The sequence below is a fragment of the Pseudooceanicola marinus genome, from assembly GCF_002786295.1.
Classification (GTDB): Bacteria; Pseudomonadota; Alphaproteobacteria; order Rhodobacterales; family Rhodobacteraceae; genus Pseudooceanicola; species Pseudooceanicola marinus.
On record NZ_PGTC01000010.1, the window covers coordinates 55,612 to 71,287 of the forward strand.

General features: G+C 69.0%; 14 protein-coding genes. 4 read left to right on the plus strand and 10 right to left on the minus strand.

Annotated features, from left to right (window positions below):
* The first annotated feature begins 120 nt into the window (after positions 1-120).
* Positions 121-2,055 (plus strand): AsmA family protein, encoded by a 1,935-nt coding sequence (locus tag CVM50_RS04565; protein WP_085887805.1) that lies wholly within the window; start codon positions 121-123, stop codon positions 2,053-2,055.
* A 223-nt stretch (positions 2,056-2,278) separates the two neighbouring features.
* Here the strand turns inward: CVM50_RS04565 and CVM50_RS04570 are convergent, their stop codons facing one another.
* From CVM50_RS04570 to hrpB, 5 genes are all read right to left on the minus strand, one after another.
* Positions 2,279-2,872: a GcrA family cell cycle regulator gene (locus CVM50_RS04570; protein WP_085887804.1), complete on the minus strand. Its 594-nt coding sequence runs from the start codon at positions 2,870-2,872 to the stop codon at positions 2,279-2,281.
* 179 nt (positions 2,873-3,051) lie between these two features.
* Positions 3,052-3,978: an ornithine carbamoyltransferase gene (gene argF, locus CVM50_RS04575; RefSeq protein WP_085887803.1), complete on the minus strand. Its 927-nt coding sequence runs from the start codon at positions 3,976-3,978 to the stop codon at positions 3,052-3,054.
* A gap of 71 nt (positions 3,979-4,049) precedes the next feature.
* Positions 4,050-5,237: an aspartate aminotransferase family protein gene (locus CVM50_RS04580; RefSeq protein WP_085887801.1), complete on the minus strand. Its 1,188-nt coding sequence runs from the start codon at positions 5,235-5,237 to the stop codon at positions 4,050-4,052.
* Between the two features lie 546 nt (positions 5,238-5,783).
* Positions 5,784-6,074 (minus strand): 50S ribosomal protein L28, encoded by a 291-nt coding sequence (gene rpmB / locus CVM50_RS04585; protein WP_085887799.1) that lies wholly within the window; start codon positions 6,072-6,074, stop codon positions 5,784-5,786.
* Between the two features lie 223 nt (positions 6,075-6,297).
* Positions 6,298-8,718: an ATP-dependent helicase HrpB gene (gene hrpB / locus CVM50_RS04590; RefSeq protein ID WP_085887797.1), complete on the minus strand. Its 2,421-nt coding sequence runs from the start codon at positions 8,716-8,718 to the stop codon at positions 6,298-6,300.
* Between the two features lie 131 nt (positions 8,719-8,849).
* Between hrpB and meaB the strand changes: the two genes are divergently transcribed.
* Positions 8,850-9,827 (plus strand): methylmalonyl Co-A mutase-associated GTPase MeaB, encoded by a 978-nt coding sequence (gene meaB, locus CVM50_RS04595; protein ID WP_085887795.1) that lies wholly within the window; start codon positions 8,850-8,852, stop codon positions 9,825-9,827.
* Positions 9,828-10,020: 193 nt separating this feature from the next.
* Here the strand turns inward: meaB and CVM50_RS04600 are convergent, their stop codons facing one another.
* Positions 10,021-10,716 (minus strand): NAD-dependent deacylase, encoded by a 696-nt coding sequence (locus CVM50_RS04600; RefSeq protein ID WP_085887793.1) that lies wholly within the window; start codon positions 10,714-10,716, stop codon positions 10,021-10,023.
* Positions 10,717-10,780: 64 nt separating this feature from the next.
* Here CVM50_RS04600 and CVM50_RS04605 point away from each other — a divergent pair, with 64 nt between their 5' ends.
* A complete protein-coding gene (locus CVM50_RS04605; RefSeq protein ID WP_232618154.1) occupies positions 10,781-11,242 on the plus strand; it encodes a low molecular weight protein-tyrosine-phosphatase in 462 nt (153 codons plus the stop codon).
* Positions 11,243-11,378: 136 nt separating this feature from the next.
* Here CVM50_RS04605 and CVM50_RS04610 read toward each other — a convergent pair whose 3' ends face one another.
* On the minus strand, positions 11,379-11,735 hold the full coding sequence (locus tag CVM50_RS04610) for a COG4315 family predicted lipoprotein (RefSeq protein ID WP_085887789.1): 357 nt from the start codon (positions 11,733-11,735) through the stop codon (positions 11,379-11,381).
* Between the two features lie 378 nt (positions 11,736-12,113).
* On the opposite strand from CVM50_RS04610, the gene CVM50_RS04615 reads away from it, so the two are divergent.
* Positions 12,114-12,674 (plus strand): DUF2087 domain-containing protein, encoded by a 561-nt coding sequence (locus CVM50_RS04615; protein WP_085887787.1) that lies wholly within the window; start codon positions 12,114-12,116, stop codon positions 12,672-12,674.
* 81 nt (positions 12,675-12,755) lie between these two features.
* Here the strand turns inward: CVM50_RS04615 and CVM50_RS04620 are convergent, their stop codons facing one another.
* The 3 genes from CVM50_RS04620 to CVM50_RS04630 form a co-directional block, all read right to left on the minus strand.
* Positions 12,756-13,079, minus strand: coding sequence for a hypothetical protein (locus CVM50_RS04620; RefSeq protein ID WP_085887785.1), 324 nt, complete (start codon positions 13,077-13,079; stop codon positions 12,756-12,758).
* Positions 13,080-13,469: 390 nt separating this feature from the next.
* Positions 13,470-14,258 (minus strand): MBL fold metallo-hydrolase, encoded by a 789-nt coding sequence (locus CVM50_RS04625; RefSeq protein ID WP_085887783.1) that lies wholly within the window; start codon positions 14,256-14,258, stop codon positions 13,470-13,472.
* A 225-nt stretch (positions 14,259-14,483) separates the two neighbouring features.
* Entirely contained in the window at positions 14,484-15,527 is a 1,044-nt protein-coding gene (locus tag CVM50_RS04630) for a cytochrome-c peroxidase (RefSeq protein WP_408634045.1), read from the minus strand.
* Between the last annotated feature and the right edge of the window lie 149 nt (positions 15,528-15,676).

Sequence of the window (15,676 nt, forward strand, 5' to 3'; positions counted from 1 at the left end):
TGCCCGCATATAGGCGAGCGCAGGCGCCGTGGAAAGCCCCGCGGCACGCGGCGAGCCATTTGCCCCCGGCAGCTTTGTTGCTATCGTTATCATTAACCAATTGGATCAAGGGGATCGGGCATGCGGTGGATTCTGCGCATTCTGGGCGCGCTGGTGCTGGCGGTGGTGCTTCTGGCCGGGGCGCTGCTGTTGCTGCCCGGTGAAAAGATCGCGGGCATCGCCGCGGACCGGATCGAGGAGATCACCGGGCGGCAGCTGACCATCGCGGGCGAGACACGGCTGAGCTACTACCCCGTGCTGGGCGTTCGCACCGGCCCTGTCAGCCTGTCCAACGCCTCCTGGTCGAACCGCGGCCCGATGTTCGAGGCCGAGAGCCTGCAGATCGGCGTCGACCTGATGGCGCTTCTGGGCGGGGACGTGCGTATTACCGAGCTGGACGCCGAGGCGCCCGCGATCTTGCTGGAACGCAACGCCGAGGGCGCGGTGAACTGGGACCTGCTGCCGGAGGGCGCGGCCAGCGGCGCGGGTGCCCCGGCCACGGCGGAGGAGGCGCGGCAGATCACCCTCGACCGGCTGTTCATCCGCAATGCCTCGATCCGCTACATCGATGCCGCGATGGACAGCGACCAGCGGCTGGAGGGGCTGGAGCTGACCCTGTCACTGCCCGACGCCAGCGGCCCGGCCGACATCACCCTGGGCCTCGACCTGCCCGGTGGGCGGATCACCGGCGAAGGGCGGGTGGCCCGCGCCCGGACCTTCCTCGACGGCGGCGTGTCGGACCTGTCCCTGGCCTTCTCCGCGCCCGGCGGCACCGCCCGCTTCGAGGGGCGCGGCGGCATCGCCCCCGAGGCGGACGGCCACCTCGTGCTGTCGGTCAGCGACGCCGGGCAGCTGTTCTCGGTGCTCGGCGAGCAGGCATCGCTGCCGGGCGCGCTGAACGGCGACCTGGGCTTCGACGGTCAGGTCACGCTGACGGCCGACGGCGCCGTGTCGCTGCGCGATGGCACCCTGCGCGGTGCCGGCAACGCGGCGGCGGTAGAGGCTGACATCCGGCCCGGGGCGGTCACCCGCATCACCGCCCAGGTGGTCGCCGAGACCCTGGATCTGACGGCCTTCACCGGCAGCAAAGGCGGCGGCAGCGGCAGGTCCGGGGGCGGCCCTTCGGGCTGGTCCAGCGCGCCCGTCGATGTCTCGGCGCTGAACCTGGTGGAGGGGGACATCGTCCTCAGCGCCGGGACGGTGGACCTGGGTGTGACCCGGCTGACGCAGCTGCGCAGCCGCGTCACCGTCGACCGGGCCCGCGCCGTGGCAACGATCAACCAGATGGGTGTTTTCGGTGGCGGCGTCACCGGTCAGCTGGTGGCCAACAACCGCTCGGGCCTGTCGATCGGGGGCGACCTCAGCGCGGCGGGGGTGGATCTGAACCGGATGCTGGACGAACTGGCCGGCATCGACCGTTTCACCGGCAGCGCCGATGCAGCGCTGAATTTCCTGGCCGTGGGCAACTCGGTGCAGGCCTGGATGTCGTCGCTGTCCGGCTCTGGTAGCCTGTCCACCGGGCGCGGCACCATTTCGGGGATCGACCTGGACCGGGTGCTGCGCTCGGGCGATGTCTCGGGCGGCACTACGATCTTCGACGCGACCGAGGCGAGTTTCTCCATCGCCGACGGCGTGTTGTCCAACGACGACCTAGAAATGCGCCTGGCGTCGATCACCGCCACCGGCGAGGGCACGGTGGACATGGGCCAGCAGCGGCTGAACTACCTCTTCACCCCCGTGGCGCTGAAGGATGACGAGGGGCGCGGCATCGCCATTCCCGTGCGCATCCGCGGCCCCTGGGCCTCGCCGCAGATCCTGCCGGACTTGGAACGTGCAATTCAGCTGAACTCGGATCTGGATGCGGAGCAGATCGAGGAAACCGCGAAGGACCGTGTCCGGGCTGAGGTCGAGGGCGCCCTGGGCGTCACCCGCGAAGAGGGCGAAAGCGACGAGGAGCTGCTGCGCCGCGGCCTCGAGAACAAGCTGCAGGATGAGCTGCGCAACCTCTTCAAATAGGGATCGGGGCGGGCGATCAGACCTCCGCGCGCGGCCCGATCCAGATATTTGTTGGCCCGAAATATCCCGGGGCAGTCGCCCGCAGGGCGGCGGGGGCAGAGCCCCCTTACCCCTTCATTTGCCGCGCTCCGGCGGCGGGGACAGGGCCCTCAATCCGCAAGCCATCCACGCAATGAAAAAGGCCCCCGAGGGGGCCTTTTCAAATCTTCGGTCCGCCCGCGCCTCAGCGTTTGCGGTCGCGGCGCGAGGACATGGGCTGGAACGCCACGCCCACATGGGCCTCGCAATAGGGTTTGCCGGCCTGGGCGGGCAGGCCGCAGAACCAGAAATCCTCGGTCGCCGGGTCGCCCACGGGCCATTTGCAGGTCTTCTCGGTCAGCTCCATTAGGGTCAGGCGCTTGGCCTTCTTCTCGATCTCGCTGACCTTGGCCAGGGCCTCGGGGCTGATCTCGTTGGCGGAGGGCTGCGGCGGCAGGGGCTGGCCCGCCGGAATGATCGCCTTGCGCGCCGGGCTGGGCGCGGGCGCGGCAGGGGCTGCCGCCGCCGCGGCGGACGGTTCGGGCTCCGGCTTCGGCTCGGGGGCCGGGGCCGCCTCGCGTTTCGGCGCGGGCTTGGCCTTCGCCTCGGGCTTGGCCGCCGGGGCGGCCTGGGCGCTGGCGCCCCCTCCGCCCGAGCGGTTCGACAGGCCCAGCCGGTGCACCTTGCCGATCACCGCGTTACGGGTCACGCCGCCCAGTTCCTTCGCGATCTGGCTCGCGGACTGGCCTTCTGCCCACATTTTTTTCAGCAGCTCGACGCGTTCATCGGTCCAGGACATTCGCCTCTCCATCTTCCCACAAGGCCGCTGCCCGCGGTCACGGGGGGCGGGGCCGCCTGCCATCGCAGGGGCCCCGCCCGAAAACTCAGCCTACTATACTAATCATGAGACGCGGAGTTACAAGGTATCATTGCCCTTGCCGCCCCCCGCCCCGGCTATCCAATGCCGGTCGCCGGGCCTCAGAGGCCCAGGCACCAGCGCATCACGGCCTTCTGGGCATGCAGCCGGTTCTCCGCCTCGTCGAAGATCACCGATTGCGGCCCGTCCATCACCGAGGAGGTCACCTCTTCGCCCCGGTGGGCCGGCAGGCAGTGCATGAACAGCGCCTGGTCCCCAGCCTGGGCCATCAGCGCGTCGTTCACCTGGTAGGGACGCAGCATGTTGTGGCGCCGCTCGCGGGTGCTCTGCGCGTCATGCATCGACACCCAGGTGTCGGTGACCACCAGGTCGGCGCCCTCGACGGCGCGGGCGGGATCACGTTCGATCACCACCTCGGCGCCCTTGTCGCGGGCAAATCCCACGGCCTTGGGGTCGGGATCCAGCTGCATCGGGCCGGTGAAGGTCAGGTTGAACCCCATCTGGCCCGCCGCATGCAGCATCGAGGCGCAGACGTTGTTGCCGTCCCCGACCCAGACCACCTTCTTGCCCGCCATGGACCCGCGATGCTCCTCGAAGGTCAGCATGTCGGCCATGATCTGGCAGGGGTGGCTTTCGTTGGTCAGCCCGTTGATCACCGGCACGGAGGCATATTCGGCCAGCTCGTGCAGGATAGTCTCCTCGTTCGTGCGGATCATGATCATGTCGACATAGCGCGACAGCACGCGGGCGGTGTCGGCGATGCTCTCGCCGTGACCCAGCTGCATCTCGCCGCCCGACAGCACCATGGACTGACCGCCCAGCTGACGCACCCCCATGTCGAAGCTGACGCGGGTCCGGGTCGAGGGCTTCTCGAAGATCAGCGCGACCATGCGGCCCGCCAGAGGTTGTTCGTCGTCCGGGGTGCCCTTTGGGCGACTGTTGCGGGCCACCTTCATGGCGCGGGCCTCGTCCAGCATGGACCGCAGGTCGTCGGGATCGGTGGTGTGGATGTCCAGGAAGTGCTTCATCGTCTCTCTCTCAAGGCGGGCGCCGGCGGCAGGCGGGATCGTCCCGCCCGCGCCAGCCCCGCTCGGGGGCGTCAGCCCGCTTTCGTCTCGCTCAGCGCCGCCTTGGCGGCCCGGTCCAGCCGGTCCATGGCCTCGGCGATTTCCTCGTCGGCGATGGTCAGCGGCGGCAGCAGGCGCACCACGTCGTCGGCGGCGGGCACAGTCAGCAGCTCCTGCGCATAGCCGGCCTTCACCACGTCGGCGCAGGGGATCTTGCACTTCAGCCCCAGCATCAGGCCCAGGCCGCGCACTTCTTCGAAGACCTCCGGGTTATCCGCGACCAGCCCCTCCAGCTTCTGCCGGAAGAGACCCGCCTTGCGCCGCACCTCCTCCAGGAAGGCCGGATCGGCGATCTTCTTGAGCACGGCATTGCCCACGGCGCAGCCCAGCGGGTTGCCCCCGTAGGTCGAGCCATGGGAGCCCGCGACCATGCCGGAGGCCGCTTCCTCGGTGGCCAGCACGGCCCCCAGGGGGAAGCCGCCGCCGATGCCCTTGGCGACCATCATGATGTCCGGGGTGATGCCGGCGTATTCATGGGCAAAGAGGTGGCCGGTGCGGCCCACGCCACATTGCACCTCATCAAGGATCAGCAGGCAGCCCTTGTCGTCGCACAGCTTCCGCAGCGCCTTCAGGTCCGCGTCGGGCAGGGGGCGGATGCCGCCTTCGCCCTGCACCGGCTCGATGATGATCGCCGCAGTCGTGTCGCTGACCATCTCGGCCAGCGCGTCCCAGTCGCCCCATTTCGCCTGTTTGAACCCGGGCAGCAGCGGGCCGAAGCCCTTGGCCATCTTCTCGGTCGGCACGGCGGCAATGGCGGCGGAAGACCGGCCATGGAAGGCGCCGTCGAAGGCGATGATCTCGACCTTGTCGGGCTGGCCCTTCTCGTACCAATACTTGCGGGCCATCTTCACCGCCAGTTCCATCGCCTCGGTGCCCGAGTTGGTGAAGAAGGCGGTGTCGGCGAAGGTCGCATCGACCAGCCGCCTGGCCAGTTCTTCCTGCTGCGGGATCTCGTAGAGATTCGACAGATGCCAAAGCTTGCTGCCCTGCTCGGTCAGCGCTGCCACCAGGTCGGGGTGCGCATGGCCCAGGGCGTTCACCGCGATGCCGGCACCCAGGTCGAGGAATCGGCGCCCGTCCTCCTCGATCAGCCAGGAGCCTTCGCCGTGGGTGAAATGTAGCGGCGCGCGATTGTAGGTCGGCAGAACGGGAGGGATCATCGGATGTCCTTCGCAATACGGGAGGCCCTGAATGAGCATGCAGGCTCGGGCCAAGTCAAGTTTTCGCAGGGGTGAAAAAGGCGCCGCGACATTTTGGGCGCAGGATCGGTGGCAGCAACCGCTCTTCCTCGGGGAAGGCGGGTCCTCAGGCGCGTCGGCGTCGGCGGATATCTGCGGTCATCACGATCATGGGGGATCGCATAGCGCCTCGCGCGGCGCTTGCAAAGGGAAAACGTGGGGAAACAGAGACAGGTGCGGCGCCGGTGGCGCCCGGGGAAGCCTCCGGCGGGAGTACTTATGGCTTTCGGATCACAAGGGCGGGGCGCTCCAAGGCCCCCTGGCTCCCCGACTGAAAAGGAGGTTGCCTGGCTGGTGGGGCGCGACCTGCGCCGCTCCTGAGGTCTTGCTCTCATCCGACAGCTAAAAATACTCTGGGGGAGACGCGCGGCACGCGCGGCGGGGGCAAAGCCCCCTCGCCGGGGCCGCCCAAACGAAAACGGCCCCACCAGGTGGCAGGGCCGTTTGAATTTCCGAAGATCGAAGGGATCAGGCCTCGGCGGTCTGAGCTTTCAGGATCTCTTTCTTCACCTTCAGCGCGGCGTCGGACAGCTCGGTGTCCTTGGCCTTGGCCAGGAACTTGTCCAGGCCACCGCGGTGGTCCACGGAACGCAGAGCCGAAGCGGAGATGCGCAGTTTCACGTTACGGCCCAGGGTTTCCGAACGCAGCGAAACGTCGTTCAGGTTGGGCAGGAAACGGCGGCGGGTCTTGTTGTTGGCGTGGCTGACATTGTTGCCAGTCATCGGGCCTTTACCGGTCAGTTCGCAGCGGCGCGACATGGGCTATCCTCGTCTGGTCTGAAGGGCAGTTCGCGCCCCGATCAAATGAAAAGGCACCGCCCGAGCGGCGCCCTGAATCTCGTTGCGCGTCATTACGACTCTGTCGGGAGGAGGTCAAGTGTTTCGGACTCATGACAGTGACGGAGCCGCGGTGAAGCGGATTGCGGGCCGTATAGATCGGATTTCCCCGAAGGGCCAGAGGGGGCGGGCCTGCGGTGCGCTGTCACGTCCGGCGTTTCACCCGCAGTGTCGGATCGGCCTCGCGCGGGTCCTCGGGCCAGGGGTGTTTCGGATAGCGGCCGCGCATGTCCTTGCGCACATCCGCATAGGAATTGGTCCAGAAACCGGGAATGTCGCGGGTGACCTGCACCGGGCGGCCCGCAGGAGACAGCAGGGTGACCACCAGCGGGCGGCCCGCGACGGTGGGGTGGCGGGTCTGGCCGAACATCTCCTGCAGGCGCAGGGAAATGCCCGGGTCCTCGCCGGAGTAGTCGATGGCGATCTCGCGCCCGAGCGGCGTGGTGAATCGCGCCGGCGCCTCGCGGTCCAGCCGTTGCTGCTCGTCCCAGCTGAGCCGGGCGCGCAGGGCGGGCAGCAGGTCGAATCGCTTCCAGTCGTCGAGACTGCGCACGCCGATCAGATGTGGCAGCAGCCAGTCCTCCGCCGTGTCCATCAGCGCTGCGTCCGAGAAATCGGGAAAGTCGTTCCCCATGAGGCGCGCGCGCGCCAGGAAGAGGCGCGCGGGTTCGGAGGGGAAGAAGCCCAGGTCTCGCACGCCGTCGAGCATGGCTCGCGCCACGTCCTGCGGGTCGGCCTCCTTCCAGGCGCGATCCGAAAGCGCGATGGCGCCCAGCCGGTCCTGCACCCGCGCTTCGACCCGGCGGTGGCGGCGCGACCAGCGGCAGAGGTGCACCTCCTCGATCTGGTCCGGGAAAAGCGCGCGCAGTTCGGCCTCGCCGATCTGCACCGCCTGGCGGATGCGGGCCTCGCGCGGGTCGCCGTCTGTGTCGGTGACGACGATCAGCCGGGCGCCGGCCAGCGGGTCCTCGGGCGGCAGGGCCGCGCCCTTGCCGCCGGACAGGAGGTAGCGGGGTGCCTCGCCGGTGCGGCGCAACCCGATGCGGTCGGGATAGGCGAGCGCGGCCATCTCTTCGGGCGCCAGTCCGGCCTCGGGGCCCGCGCCGCGCGACAGCCGCTTGGCTTCCTGCCGGATGCGGGAAAGGGCGACCGTATCGGCGCGGGCCTCACGCTCGCCCTTCAGTGCCTTCAGCCGCAGGTGCAGATCCACCGGCGCGCCGCGGGCCATCGGGTCGCGGTCGGCCAGCAGCGCGGCCAGGGGCGCCGCCGAAGGCCCGGCGAGCGCCAGCATATGGGCCAGCCGGGGGTGCAGGGGCAGCCCGGCCAGGGTGCGTCCGTGTTCGGTGATGCCGTGGGTGTCCAGCGCGCCCAGCATCGTCAGTAGCGCCTGCGCCTCGGCATAGGTGCCTTCGGGCGGGGGCGTCAGGAAGGCCAGTTGCTCCGGCCCCGCGCCCCAGAGCGCCAGTTCCAGTGCCAGGCCCGAAAGGTCCGCAGCCTCGATCTCCGCCGGGGGATAGGCGGGCAGGGCCCCTTCCTCGCCCTTCGTCCAGGCGCGGTAGCAGCGGCCCGGGGCGACCCGCCCCGCGCGGCCCGCGCGCTGGTCGGCCTCGGCGCGGCTGACCTTCTCGGTCACCAGTCGCGACATGCCCGAGCCGGGATCGAAACGCGCCCGGCGTGACAGGCCCGCATCCACCACCGCACGCACGTCGGGGATGGTCAGCGAGGTTTCCGCGATCGAGGTCGCCAAGACCACGTTGCGCCCCTCGCGGGCGGACTCCAACGCCGCGCGCTGGTCGGCGAATTTCATCGCGCCATAGAGGGGGCGGATGTGGCAGCCGACGGGCAGGCGGCCGGTCAGCGCCTGCTCGACCCGGGCGATTTCCCCGGCGCCGGGCAGGAAGACCAGCACGCCCGCATCGGTGTCCGCCACGGCGCGTTCCACCAGGGCGGCCACGTCGGCCCAGGTCTCGCGGCCCTTGCGCAGGGGACGGTCGGCATGGACCAGATCCACCGGGAAGGCGCGCCCTTCGGAGGTCACGACCGGCGCGTCCTCCATCAGCGCCGCCACTGGTCCTGCGTCCAGCGTCGCCGACATAGCCACCAGGATCAGGTCATCGCGCAGGGCGCCCGCGATTTCCAGGCAGAGCGCCAGGCCGAGATCCGCGTTGAGCGAGCGTTCGTGAAATTCGTCGAAGATCACCGCGCCGATGCCGGTCAGTTCCGGGTCGGACTGGATCATGCGGGTCAGGATGCCTTCTGTGACTACCTCGATCCGGGTGCCTCGGCCCACCTTGGCCTCGCCGCGCACGCGGTAGCCCACGGTCTCGCCCGCTCGTTCGCCCAGGGTCTGGGCCATGCGTTCGGCGGCTGCGCGGGCGGCCAGGCGGCGGGGTTCCAGCATCAGGATGCGCCCCGGGATCAGCCCGGCCTCCAACATGGCCAGCGGCACCCGGGTGGTCTTGCCCGCGCCCGGCGGCGCCTGCAGCACGGCACGGCCGCGCGCGCGCAGGGCGGCGATGAGGTCTGGCAGGGCGGCGTCGATGGGCAGGGCGGTATTGGGCGTCATGGCGTCCTTATGCGATGCGCGCGCGGGGGCCGTCCACTCCCTGCGGTGCGCGTGCGCGCGCCCCGTGTCGCACTGGACGGCGCGCGGTGCGAGGCGCTACACCCGGTGGGAACCAGATCCGGGGGAGCCTGATGGACATCGACACGTTGGCCGAGAAGATCCTGGCGGGGGACCGGCGCGCCCTGTCGCGGGCGATCACCCTGGTGGAAAGTGCGCGCGAAGACCACCGCGCCCAGGCCGCGCAACTGTTGCAGCGGCTGGCGGGATCAGGGCGCCAGGCTCTGCGCATCGGGCTGTCGGGCACGCCCGGCGTCGGCAAGTCGACCTTCATCGAGAGCTTCGGCATGATGCTGACCCGGCAGGGCCTGCGCGTGGCGGTGCTGGCCGTCGATCCCTCTTCGGCGCGGACCGGCGGGTCGATCCTGGGCGACAAGACGCGGATGCCCGAACTGGCGCGCGCGCCCCAGGCCTATATCCGCCCCTCGCCCAGCCAGACCCACCTGGGCGGCATCGCGCGCCGATCGCGCGAGGCGGTCGCGCTTTGCGAGGCGGCGGGGTTCGACGTGGTGCTGGTGGAGACCGTGGGCGTGGGCCAGTCGGAAACCGTGGTGGCCGAGATCTCGGACCTTTTCCTGCTGCTTCTGGCGCCGGCGGGCGGCGACGAGTTGCAGGGGGTGAAGCGCGGCATTATGGAGATGGCCGACATGATCCTGGTGAACAAGGCCGATGGCGATCTGAAACCTACGGCCACCCGCACCTGCGCTGACTACGCCGGTGCCCTGCGGCTGCTGCGCAAGCGGCCACAGGACCCGGAGGGCTTCCCCAAGGCGATGACCGTTTCGGCGCTGGAAAAGGACGGGCTGGAAAAAGCCTGGGAGGAGATGACCACCCTGGCTGACTGGCGCCGCGCCGAGGGGCATTTTGACCGCGCCCGCGCCGCCCAAGCGCGGTTCTGGTTCCGCGAGGACGTGAAACAGGCTCTTCTGGCGGAGCTGGAGCGTGGCCCGGTGAAGGCGAAGATGGCCGAGTTGAGCGATGCGGTGGCAGCCGGAGAGACCACCCCGACGCTTGCGGCCGAGCAGATGCTGGCGGCGCTGCGGACCGGGTGAACCGACAGGCTGGAGGAAGCGGGTCGCCGTCGCCCTCGACGGTCTCGGAAGGCTGAGGGCAGCGGGGGGGCTGCCCCGCCGCGTCTGCAAAGCGACACCCCCCGGGATATTTTGGGCACAGAGACACCTGAAGGGGCGCCTTGGACGGCGTGCTGTCTGAGGGCGGTGATGTGCTGCGGTTTGCGGGGCAGGCTCAGTGCCCGGACAGCAGCTCTGCCACCCAGAGCGGGACGACCTCGGTCGCGCGGCCCAGCCGGGCCTCGGCGAAATTGCTGTGCACGGAGGAGGCCTCCAGGTTCAGTTCGACCGAATGCGCTCCGGCGATGTCGGCGATCTGCACGAAGCCGGCGGCGGGGTAGACCTCACCGGAGGTGCCAATGGCGGCGAAGAGGGTGCAGTCCTTGAGGTGCGCCATGATCTCGTCCATGTGGTAGGGCACCTCGCCGAACCAGACGATGTCGGGACGCCCGGCGGGGCGGTCGCAGGCGGGGCAGGGTTCCTTCACCTGCATCTCCATCGGGGCCGGCCAGCGGTGTCCGCAGGCGGCGCAGAGGGCCGAGGCCAGCTCTCCATGCATGTGCAACACGTCCCGTGCTCCGCCGGCCTCGTGCAGGGCGTCGACGTTCTGGGTGACCAGTACGACCTCTCCGGGATAGTCCCGTTGTAGACGGCCCAGGGCCTCATGCGCGGCGTTGGGGCGGGCTTCGGCGGCGGCGGCGCGGCGGGCATTGTAGAACCGCTGCACCAGGGCGGGGTCGCGGGCGAACCCTTCCGGCGTGGCCACATCCTCGATCCGGTGCTGTTCCCACAGGCCGCCCGCGTCGCGGAACGTGCCCAGGCCGCTCTCGGCGGAGATGCCGGCGCCGGTCAGGATCACGATTTTCTCCATTCCGCCTTTTCCTTCGCTTTTCCGGGTTCTAGCTTCATCCGGGAAGATAGCAGGGAGCGCCCCCGTGACCACCACCTCGATCCTTTTCGTCTGTCTCGGCAATATCTGCCGTTCCCCCTCGGCCGAGGCCGTGATGCGGGATCGCGCCCCAGCGTTGGAACTGGACAGCGCCGGCACCGGCGGCTGGCACGCGGGGGAGCCGCCCTACGGCCCCATGCAGGCCGCGGCGCGGGCGCGGGGCTACGACATGTCCGCGCTGCGCGCGCGGCAGTTCCGGGTGGAGGATTTCGATGCCTTCGACCTGATCCTAGCGATGGATGGGCAGAACCTGGCGGACATTGAACGGCAAAGACCGGCGGGCAATGCCACGCCGGTCCGCCTGTTTACCGATTACCTGCCCGCAGGCAGCGCCTTTGCCGGCGCCGATGAGGTGCCCGACCCCTATTATACCCGCGATTTCGACGGGGCGCTGGCTCTGATCGAGGACTGCGCCGACGGTGTGTTGAGAGAGGTGGCCGGGGGCTGATCCGGCCACCTCTCTCCAGGCTGTGCGTCGCCTCGGTGACCTGCGGGTCCGGGTGACCCCCGGCCAGACCTGGCGGTCGGTCCGCGAAGCGCCGACGCGCTGGCCGACCGGGAGCCCCCACCCCGGTCATCCCGTATCAGCGGGCCAGGTGCCAGGTGCCGCCCACGCCGTCGCCCTTGGTGTCGCCGGCTTTGGAATCGCCGGCCCAGTAGTAGAGGGGCTGACCGTCCAGCGCCCATTGCAGGGTGCCGTCACGGCGGGTGACGAGGGTGAAATCCCCCTCGGCGGAGGCATTGCCGGAGGCCATCAGCGGCGGCCAGGACTTGGCGCAGCCGCCGTAGCAGTTGGAGGTGCCGGGGCGGTCCTTGTCGAAGTCATAGAGGGACATGCCGTCCTGATCGGCCAGGTAGCCCGCCGTGGTCATTTGCAGGCCCGCGGGGCCGGATGCGACGAGGCTCAGGGCCGCTGCCGCGGCAGTCATTGCGAAATTCATGGTTCACGCTCCGTAAGAGTTTGTCGGAATAGGTTGTCCGGCGGGGCCGGGAAAATGCTCTTTGCCACGTCCGGCTGGGGCGCCGGTCGCGATGCGGGCTGTGTGAGGCGCAACCGTTGTGGCCAGCGTTGTCATCAGCGAGGAATTGGCCGGGGTGAAGCGTTGAATTCGGGGCGTTGCGCCCTTTGCCGCGGCGGCTTGTCGTCGGGGGCGGCTGAGGCTATCCTTGAAGGCGGTCGGCAGTTCCCAAGGCCCGCTGCGCCCTTCGGGGCATGCTAAACCTGCCTCGACAGTTTCGATTTCCCGACATCACGCTCGACGCGTGCCTGTCGTGACCCGGCGGCCCGCGACGATTTCGGCACGCGATCAGGAGCCATCATGTCGAGACCCCATATCCCCCTGTCGATCCAGGACCTGTCCACCTTTTCCCGCGCGTTGGCGCGTCAGCTGTCGGCCGGTGCAGATGCCGGTCAGGTGCCGTCGCACCTGGCGCTGATGAACATGCTGGCCCGCGCCGGCGGCTATCGCAATTTCCAGCACCTGCGCGCCGTGCAGGCCGCCGAAGGCCGGCTGGCCCGCCCGCCGGAGCCCGAGGCGCCGGTCGATCTGCGCCTGGTGGAGAAGGCCCTGCCGCATTTCGACGACCAGGGGCGTCTGCTGCGCTGGCCCGGGCGGCGTCAGGTGCGCAGCCTCTGCCTGCAGGTGCTCTGGGCGCGACTGCCCGCCGGTCAGGCAATGACCGAGGCCGAGGTCAACGCCCTGCTGGGACCGGCCCATGCCTTCGGTGACGTGGCGCAGCTGCGCCGTTCGCTGGTGGAGGACGGGCGGCTGACCCGCCGCCGTGACGGGTCGGACTATCGCCGCGCGGGCGGGGCGCCCAGCCCGGAGGGCCGCGCGCTGATCCGGCTGGTGGAGGCGCGCCGCAGGACCGACGCCTGAGGCCGCCCGAGGTGGACAGCAAAAAGGCGCGGCCCGGGGGGCTGCGCCTGATGCTGTTGTCGTGCTGTGGCCTGGGCGCCCTCAGGAGGCGGCGCATTGCTCCTGCGCGACGGCGCCGAAGTAGGAGTATTTCTCCCAGAACTGCTCATCCGAGCGCGAGCTGGACATCTTCACCTCCTGGGCCATGTCCGGTTTCTTGAAGAAACGGGCCGCCTGGCGCTGATCGCGGTTGCTGAGGACCATATCGGCGACCTGCTGGATGCAGCCGCAGAGCGCGGGGCTGGCGGCGCGGCTGTCGGAGGCCAGACAGGCGCGGGTGATCGGCCCGGCCTGGGCCGTGCTGCCCAGCATCATCATGGTGGTCACTGCGGTTGCGGCCAGGGCCGCCCGGTAAGAACATTTCATATCGTTACTGCCTTCGCTGTCCCCCGGCCCGGGGGTTCGTCCGCCCGTGGTCCGGTGTTCCGTCACTGCCTTGCGACCCCACGGCGCTTCGCCTGTCCGGAGAGTCGGTTCCGAGACCTTGGCAAAAATCGCCTTGATCGACAACAGAGTCGCGGTGGCCCGCTGAGAGGGGGAGAGAACCTCGGCGGAAATCCGCACCGCTTTGACCAGGTAAACAAGGGAAATCACTTGCCTCTCTGTCCGGTCGTGACCTGACCGGGGGCGAAGGCACAGGGGCGGACCTGCTTGGGGCGCGAGGCGCAGTGACGGACAGGGGCAGGGGCACGGGTCCTGAGCGAAGGCGGCCCCGAAGACACCCGGCCCGCCTCGGCGGCGGACCGGGGCAGGCGATCAGCTTTCGCTCTGGCTGTACCAGCCGCCCATGACCACGTCGGTCTCGGCGCCGGCCTCGGACAGGAGCGAGGTGAACAGCTCCGGGTCGGAGCCGCGGAAGTGATAGGGGTAGACCACCTTGGGCGCCATTTCGGCAACGCCGCTTGCGGCCTGATCCTCGGTCATCGTGTAGGGCAGGTTGAAGGGCACGAAGGCGATGTCGATGTCTTCCTGCGCACGGAACTCCGGCGTGTCCTCGGTGTCGCCGGCGATGTAGATCCGCAGCCCGTCGACCGACAGGACGTAGCCGTTGTCGCGGCCCTCGGGGTGGTACTGCAGGCGATCCTCGGTGGTGTTGTAGGCCGGCACCGCATCGACCGCATAGCCCAGGATCTCGCCGCTTCCACCATTGGCCAGGGGCGCGTTGCCCTCGGCCAGTTCGGGCGCCAGCATCTCGGCCACGGCGGGGTTGGTGATCATCTGCAGGCTGCCGCCCGCACGGTCGGCCAGGGCCGACAGGGTGTCGGGGTCGTAGTGATCGCCGTGTTCATGGGTGATCAGCACCGCATCGGGATCGGGCAGCGCGTCGTAGGCGGCGGCCCCGCCCACCGGGTCGACGTAGATCACGCCGACCGGCGTCACCAGGACGAAGCTGGCATGGGCAACCGGGTGGATTGAGATCTGGCCGCCGTCGGTGTCGTAGACATCGCCGGTCAAGTCCTGGGCCATGGCGGCGAAGGGGCGGATCAGGGTGACGCCGGCCGTCGCGGCCAGGGCGGTGGTCATCAGGTGTCTGCGGGTCAGCATGGGTCTCTCTCCCTTGGATGGCCAACGGGACCTCATGGCCCCTTGGCTGGGAGACTAGGCCGAAAGCCCCGCGCGTCACGTCACGATGCCGTCAAGGGAGGTCCCGCCCGGGGACGCGGGGAGCAGACGGGGCAGATGCGGGGAGGCCGGCCCTCGCGGACCGGCCTCCTCCTTCCGGCTGGACTGACTGTCGCAACGCCCTGCCGGATCTCGATGGATGTCGCCTTACGGCAGCGCGTCCTGTTTCGGGCGCGGGGTATCGGCGGTTTCCGCCGGCAGCACCGGCAGGGTGATCTCCGGCATCTCGCCGGTCAGGCTGTCGAGGAAGGCCACGATCGAGGTCGCATCCTCGTCCGACAGCTCCTCGCCCAGCTGGCTTTCGGCCATGATCTGCACCGCCACCTTCAGGTCCCAGACCTTACCGGAGTGGAAGTAGGGCGCGGTCAACGACACGTTGCGCAGGGGCGCGGCGCGGAAGACATATTCGTCGTCCACCGTCTCGGTCACGGCGAAGCGGCCCTTGTCGCCTTCGGGCAGCACGTCGGCACCGGGTTTCTCGATCAGGCCGAAGGGATAGTACCCGTGCCCGCCCACGTTCACGCCCGAGTGGCAGGAGACGCAGCCCAGGTCGAGGAACAGCCCCAGCCCTTCCCTGGCCTTTGCCGTCAGCGCGGTGTCATCGCCGTTCAACCAGCTGTCGAAGGGCGCCGGTGTCAGCAGCGTGGCCTCGAAGGCCTCGATGGCCTTGGCCATGTTGTCGAAGTTGGTGGGGGCGTCCTCGCCCGGGAAGGCCGTTTCGAAGAGCGACACGTACTGCGGCATCGAGTTCAACATGACCTCGACGTTTTCCGGCGTGTTGGCCATCTCGACGCCCGCCTGCACCGGGCCCTTGGCCTGGGCCTTCAGGTCCTCGGCGCGCCCGTCCCAGAACTGCGCCTCGTTCAGCACGGCGTTCAGCACCGTGGGCGCATTGCGCGGGCCCTTCTGCCAGCCGTGGCCGACGGAGGTTTCCAGGTTGTCGTCCCCGCCGGTGGTCAGGTTGTGACAGGAATAGCAGGAAAAGACGCCCGACAGCGAAACGCGCGGGTCGAAGAAAAGCATCTTGCCCAGTTCGATCTTCTCATCCGTCACGGGGTTGTCGGCGACGGCCGGGATGGTCGAGGGCAGGGGTTGGAACATGTCCGTCGCATAGTCGCGCAGATCATCGGCTGCGGCGCTCGTGGCGAGGGCCGTACTGGCTAAGAGAAGAATGGTCAGGCTACGCATCATCGTCTCCGTTTCTCTGGGAAGTTCGCGCTGACCCAAGCTGTCGGAGAATCGTCATCGGGGGTTTGATCTCGGTCAAACTCGGGGCGATTCTTTTGAATTATTCTAAATTGAAGTGTTTCAGATATCTCTTTGCAGATCTGGCGGTTACG

Bases quoted from the DNA above. Each gene is read 5' to 3' on its own strand.
- CVM50_RS04565 (WP_085887805.1), top strand. From the start codon at position 121: ATGCGGTGGATTCTGCGCATTCTGGGCGCGCTGGTGCTGGCGGTGGTG.
- CVM50_RS04570 (WP_085887804.1), bottom strand. From the start codon at position 2,872: ATGTCCTGGACCGATGAACGCGTCGAGCTGCTGAAAAAAATGTGGGCA.
- argF (WP_085887803.1), bottom strand. From the start codon at position 3,978: ATGAAGCACTTCCTGGACATCCACACCACCGATCCCGACGACCTGCGG.
- CVM50_RS04580 (WP_085887801.1), bottom strand. From the start codon at position 5,237: ATGATCCCTCCCGTTCTGCCGACCTACAATCGCGCGCCGCTACATTTC.
- rpmB (WP_085887799.1), bottom strand. From the start codon at position 6,074: ATGTCGCGCCGCTGCGAACTGACCGGTAAAGGCCCGATGACTGGCAAC.
- hrpB (WP_085887797.1), bottom strand. From the start codon at position 8,718: ATGACGCCCAATACCGCCCTGCCCATCGACGCCGCCCTGCCAGACCTC.
- meaB (WP_085887795.1), top strand. From the start codon at position 8,850: ATGGACATCGACACGTTGGCCGAGAAGATCCTGGCGGGGGACCGGCGC.
- CVM50_RS04600 (WP_085887793.1), bottom strand. From the start codon at position 10,716: ATGGAGAAAATCGTGATCCTGACCGGCGCCGGCATCTCCGCCGAGAGC.
- CVM50_RS04610 (WP_085887789.1), bottom strand. From the start codon at position 11,735: ATGAATTTCGCAATGACTGCCGCGGCAGCGGCCCTGAGCCTCGTCGCA.
- CVM50_RS04615 (WP_085887787.1), top strand. From the start codon at position 12,114: ATGTCGAGACCCCATATCCCCCTGTCGATCCAGGACCTGTCCACCTTT.
- CVM50_RS04620 (WP_085887785.1), bottom strand. From the start codon at position 13,079: ATGAAATGTTCTTACCGGGCGGCCCTGGCCGCAACCGCAGTGACCACC.
- CVM50_RS04625 (WP_085887783.1), bottom strand. From the start codon at position 14,258: ATGCTGACCCGCAGACACCTGATGACCACCGCCCTGGCCGCGACGGCC.
- CVM50_RS04630 (WP_408634045.1), bottom strand. From the start codon at position 15,527: ATGATGCGTAGCCTGACCATTCTTCTCTTAGCCAGTACGGCCCTCGCC.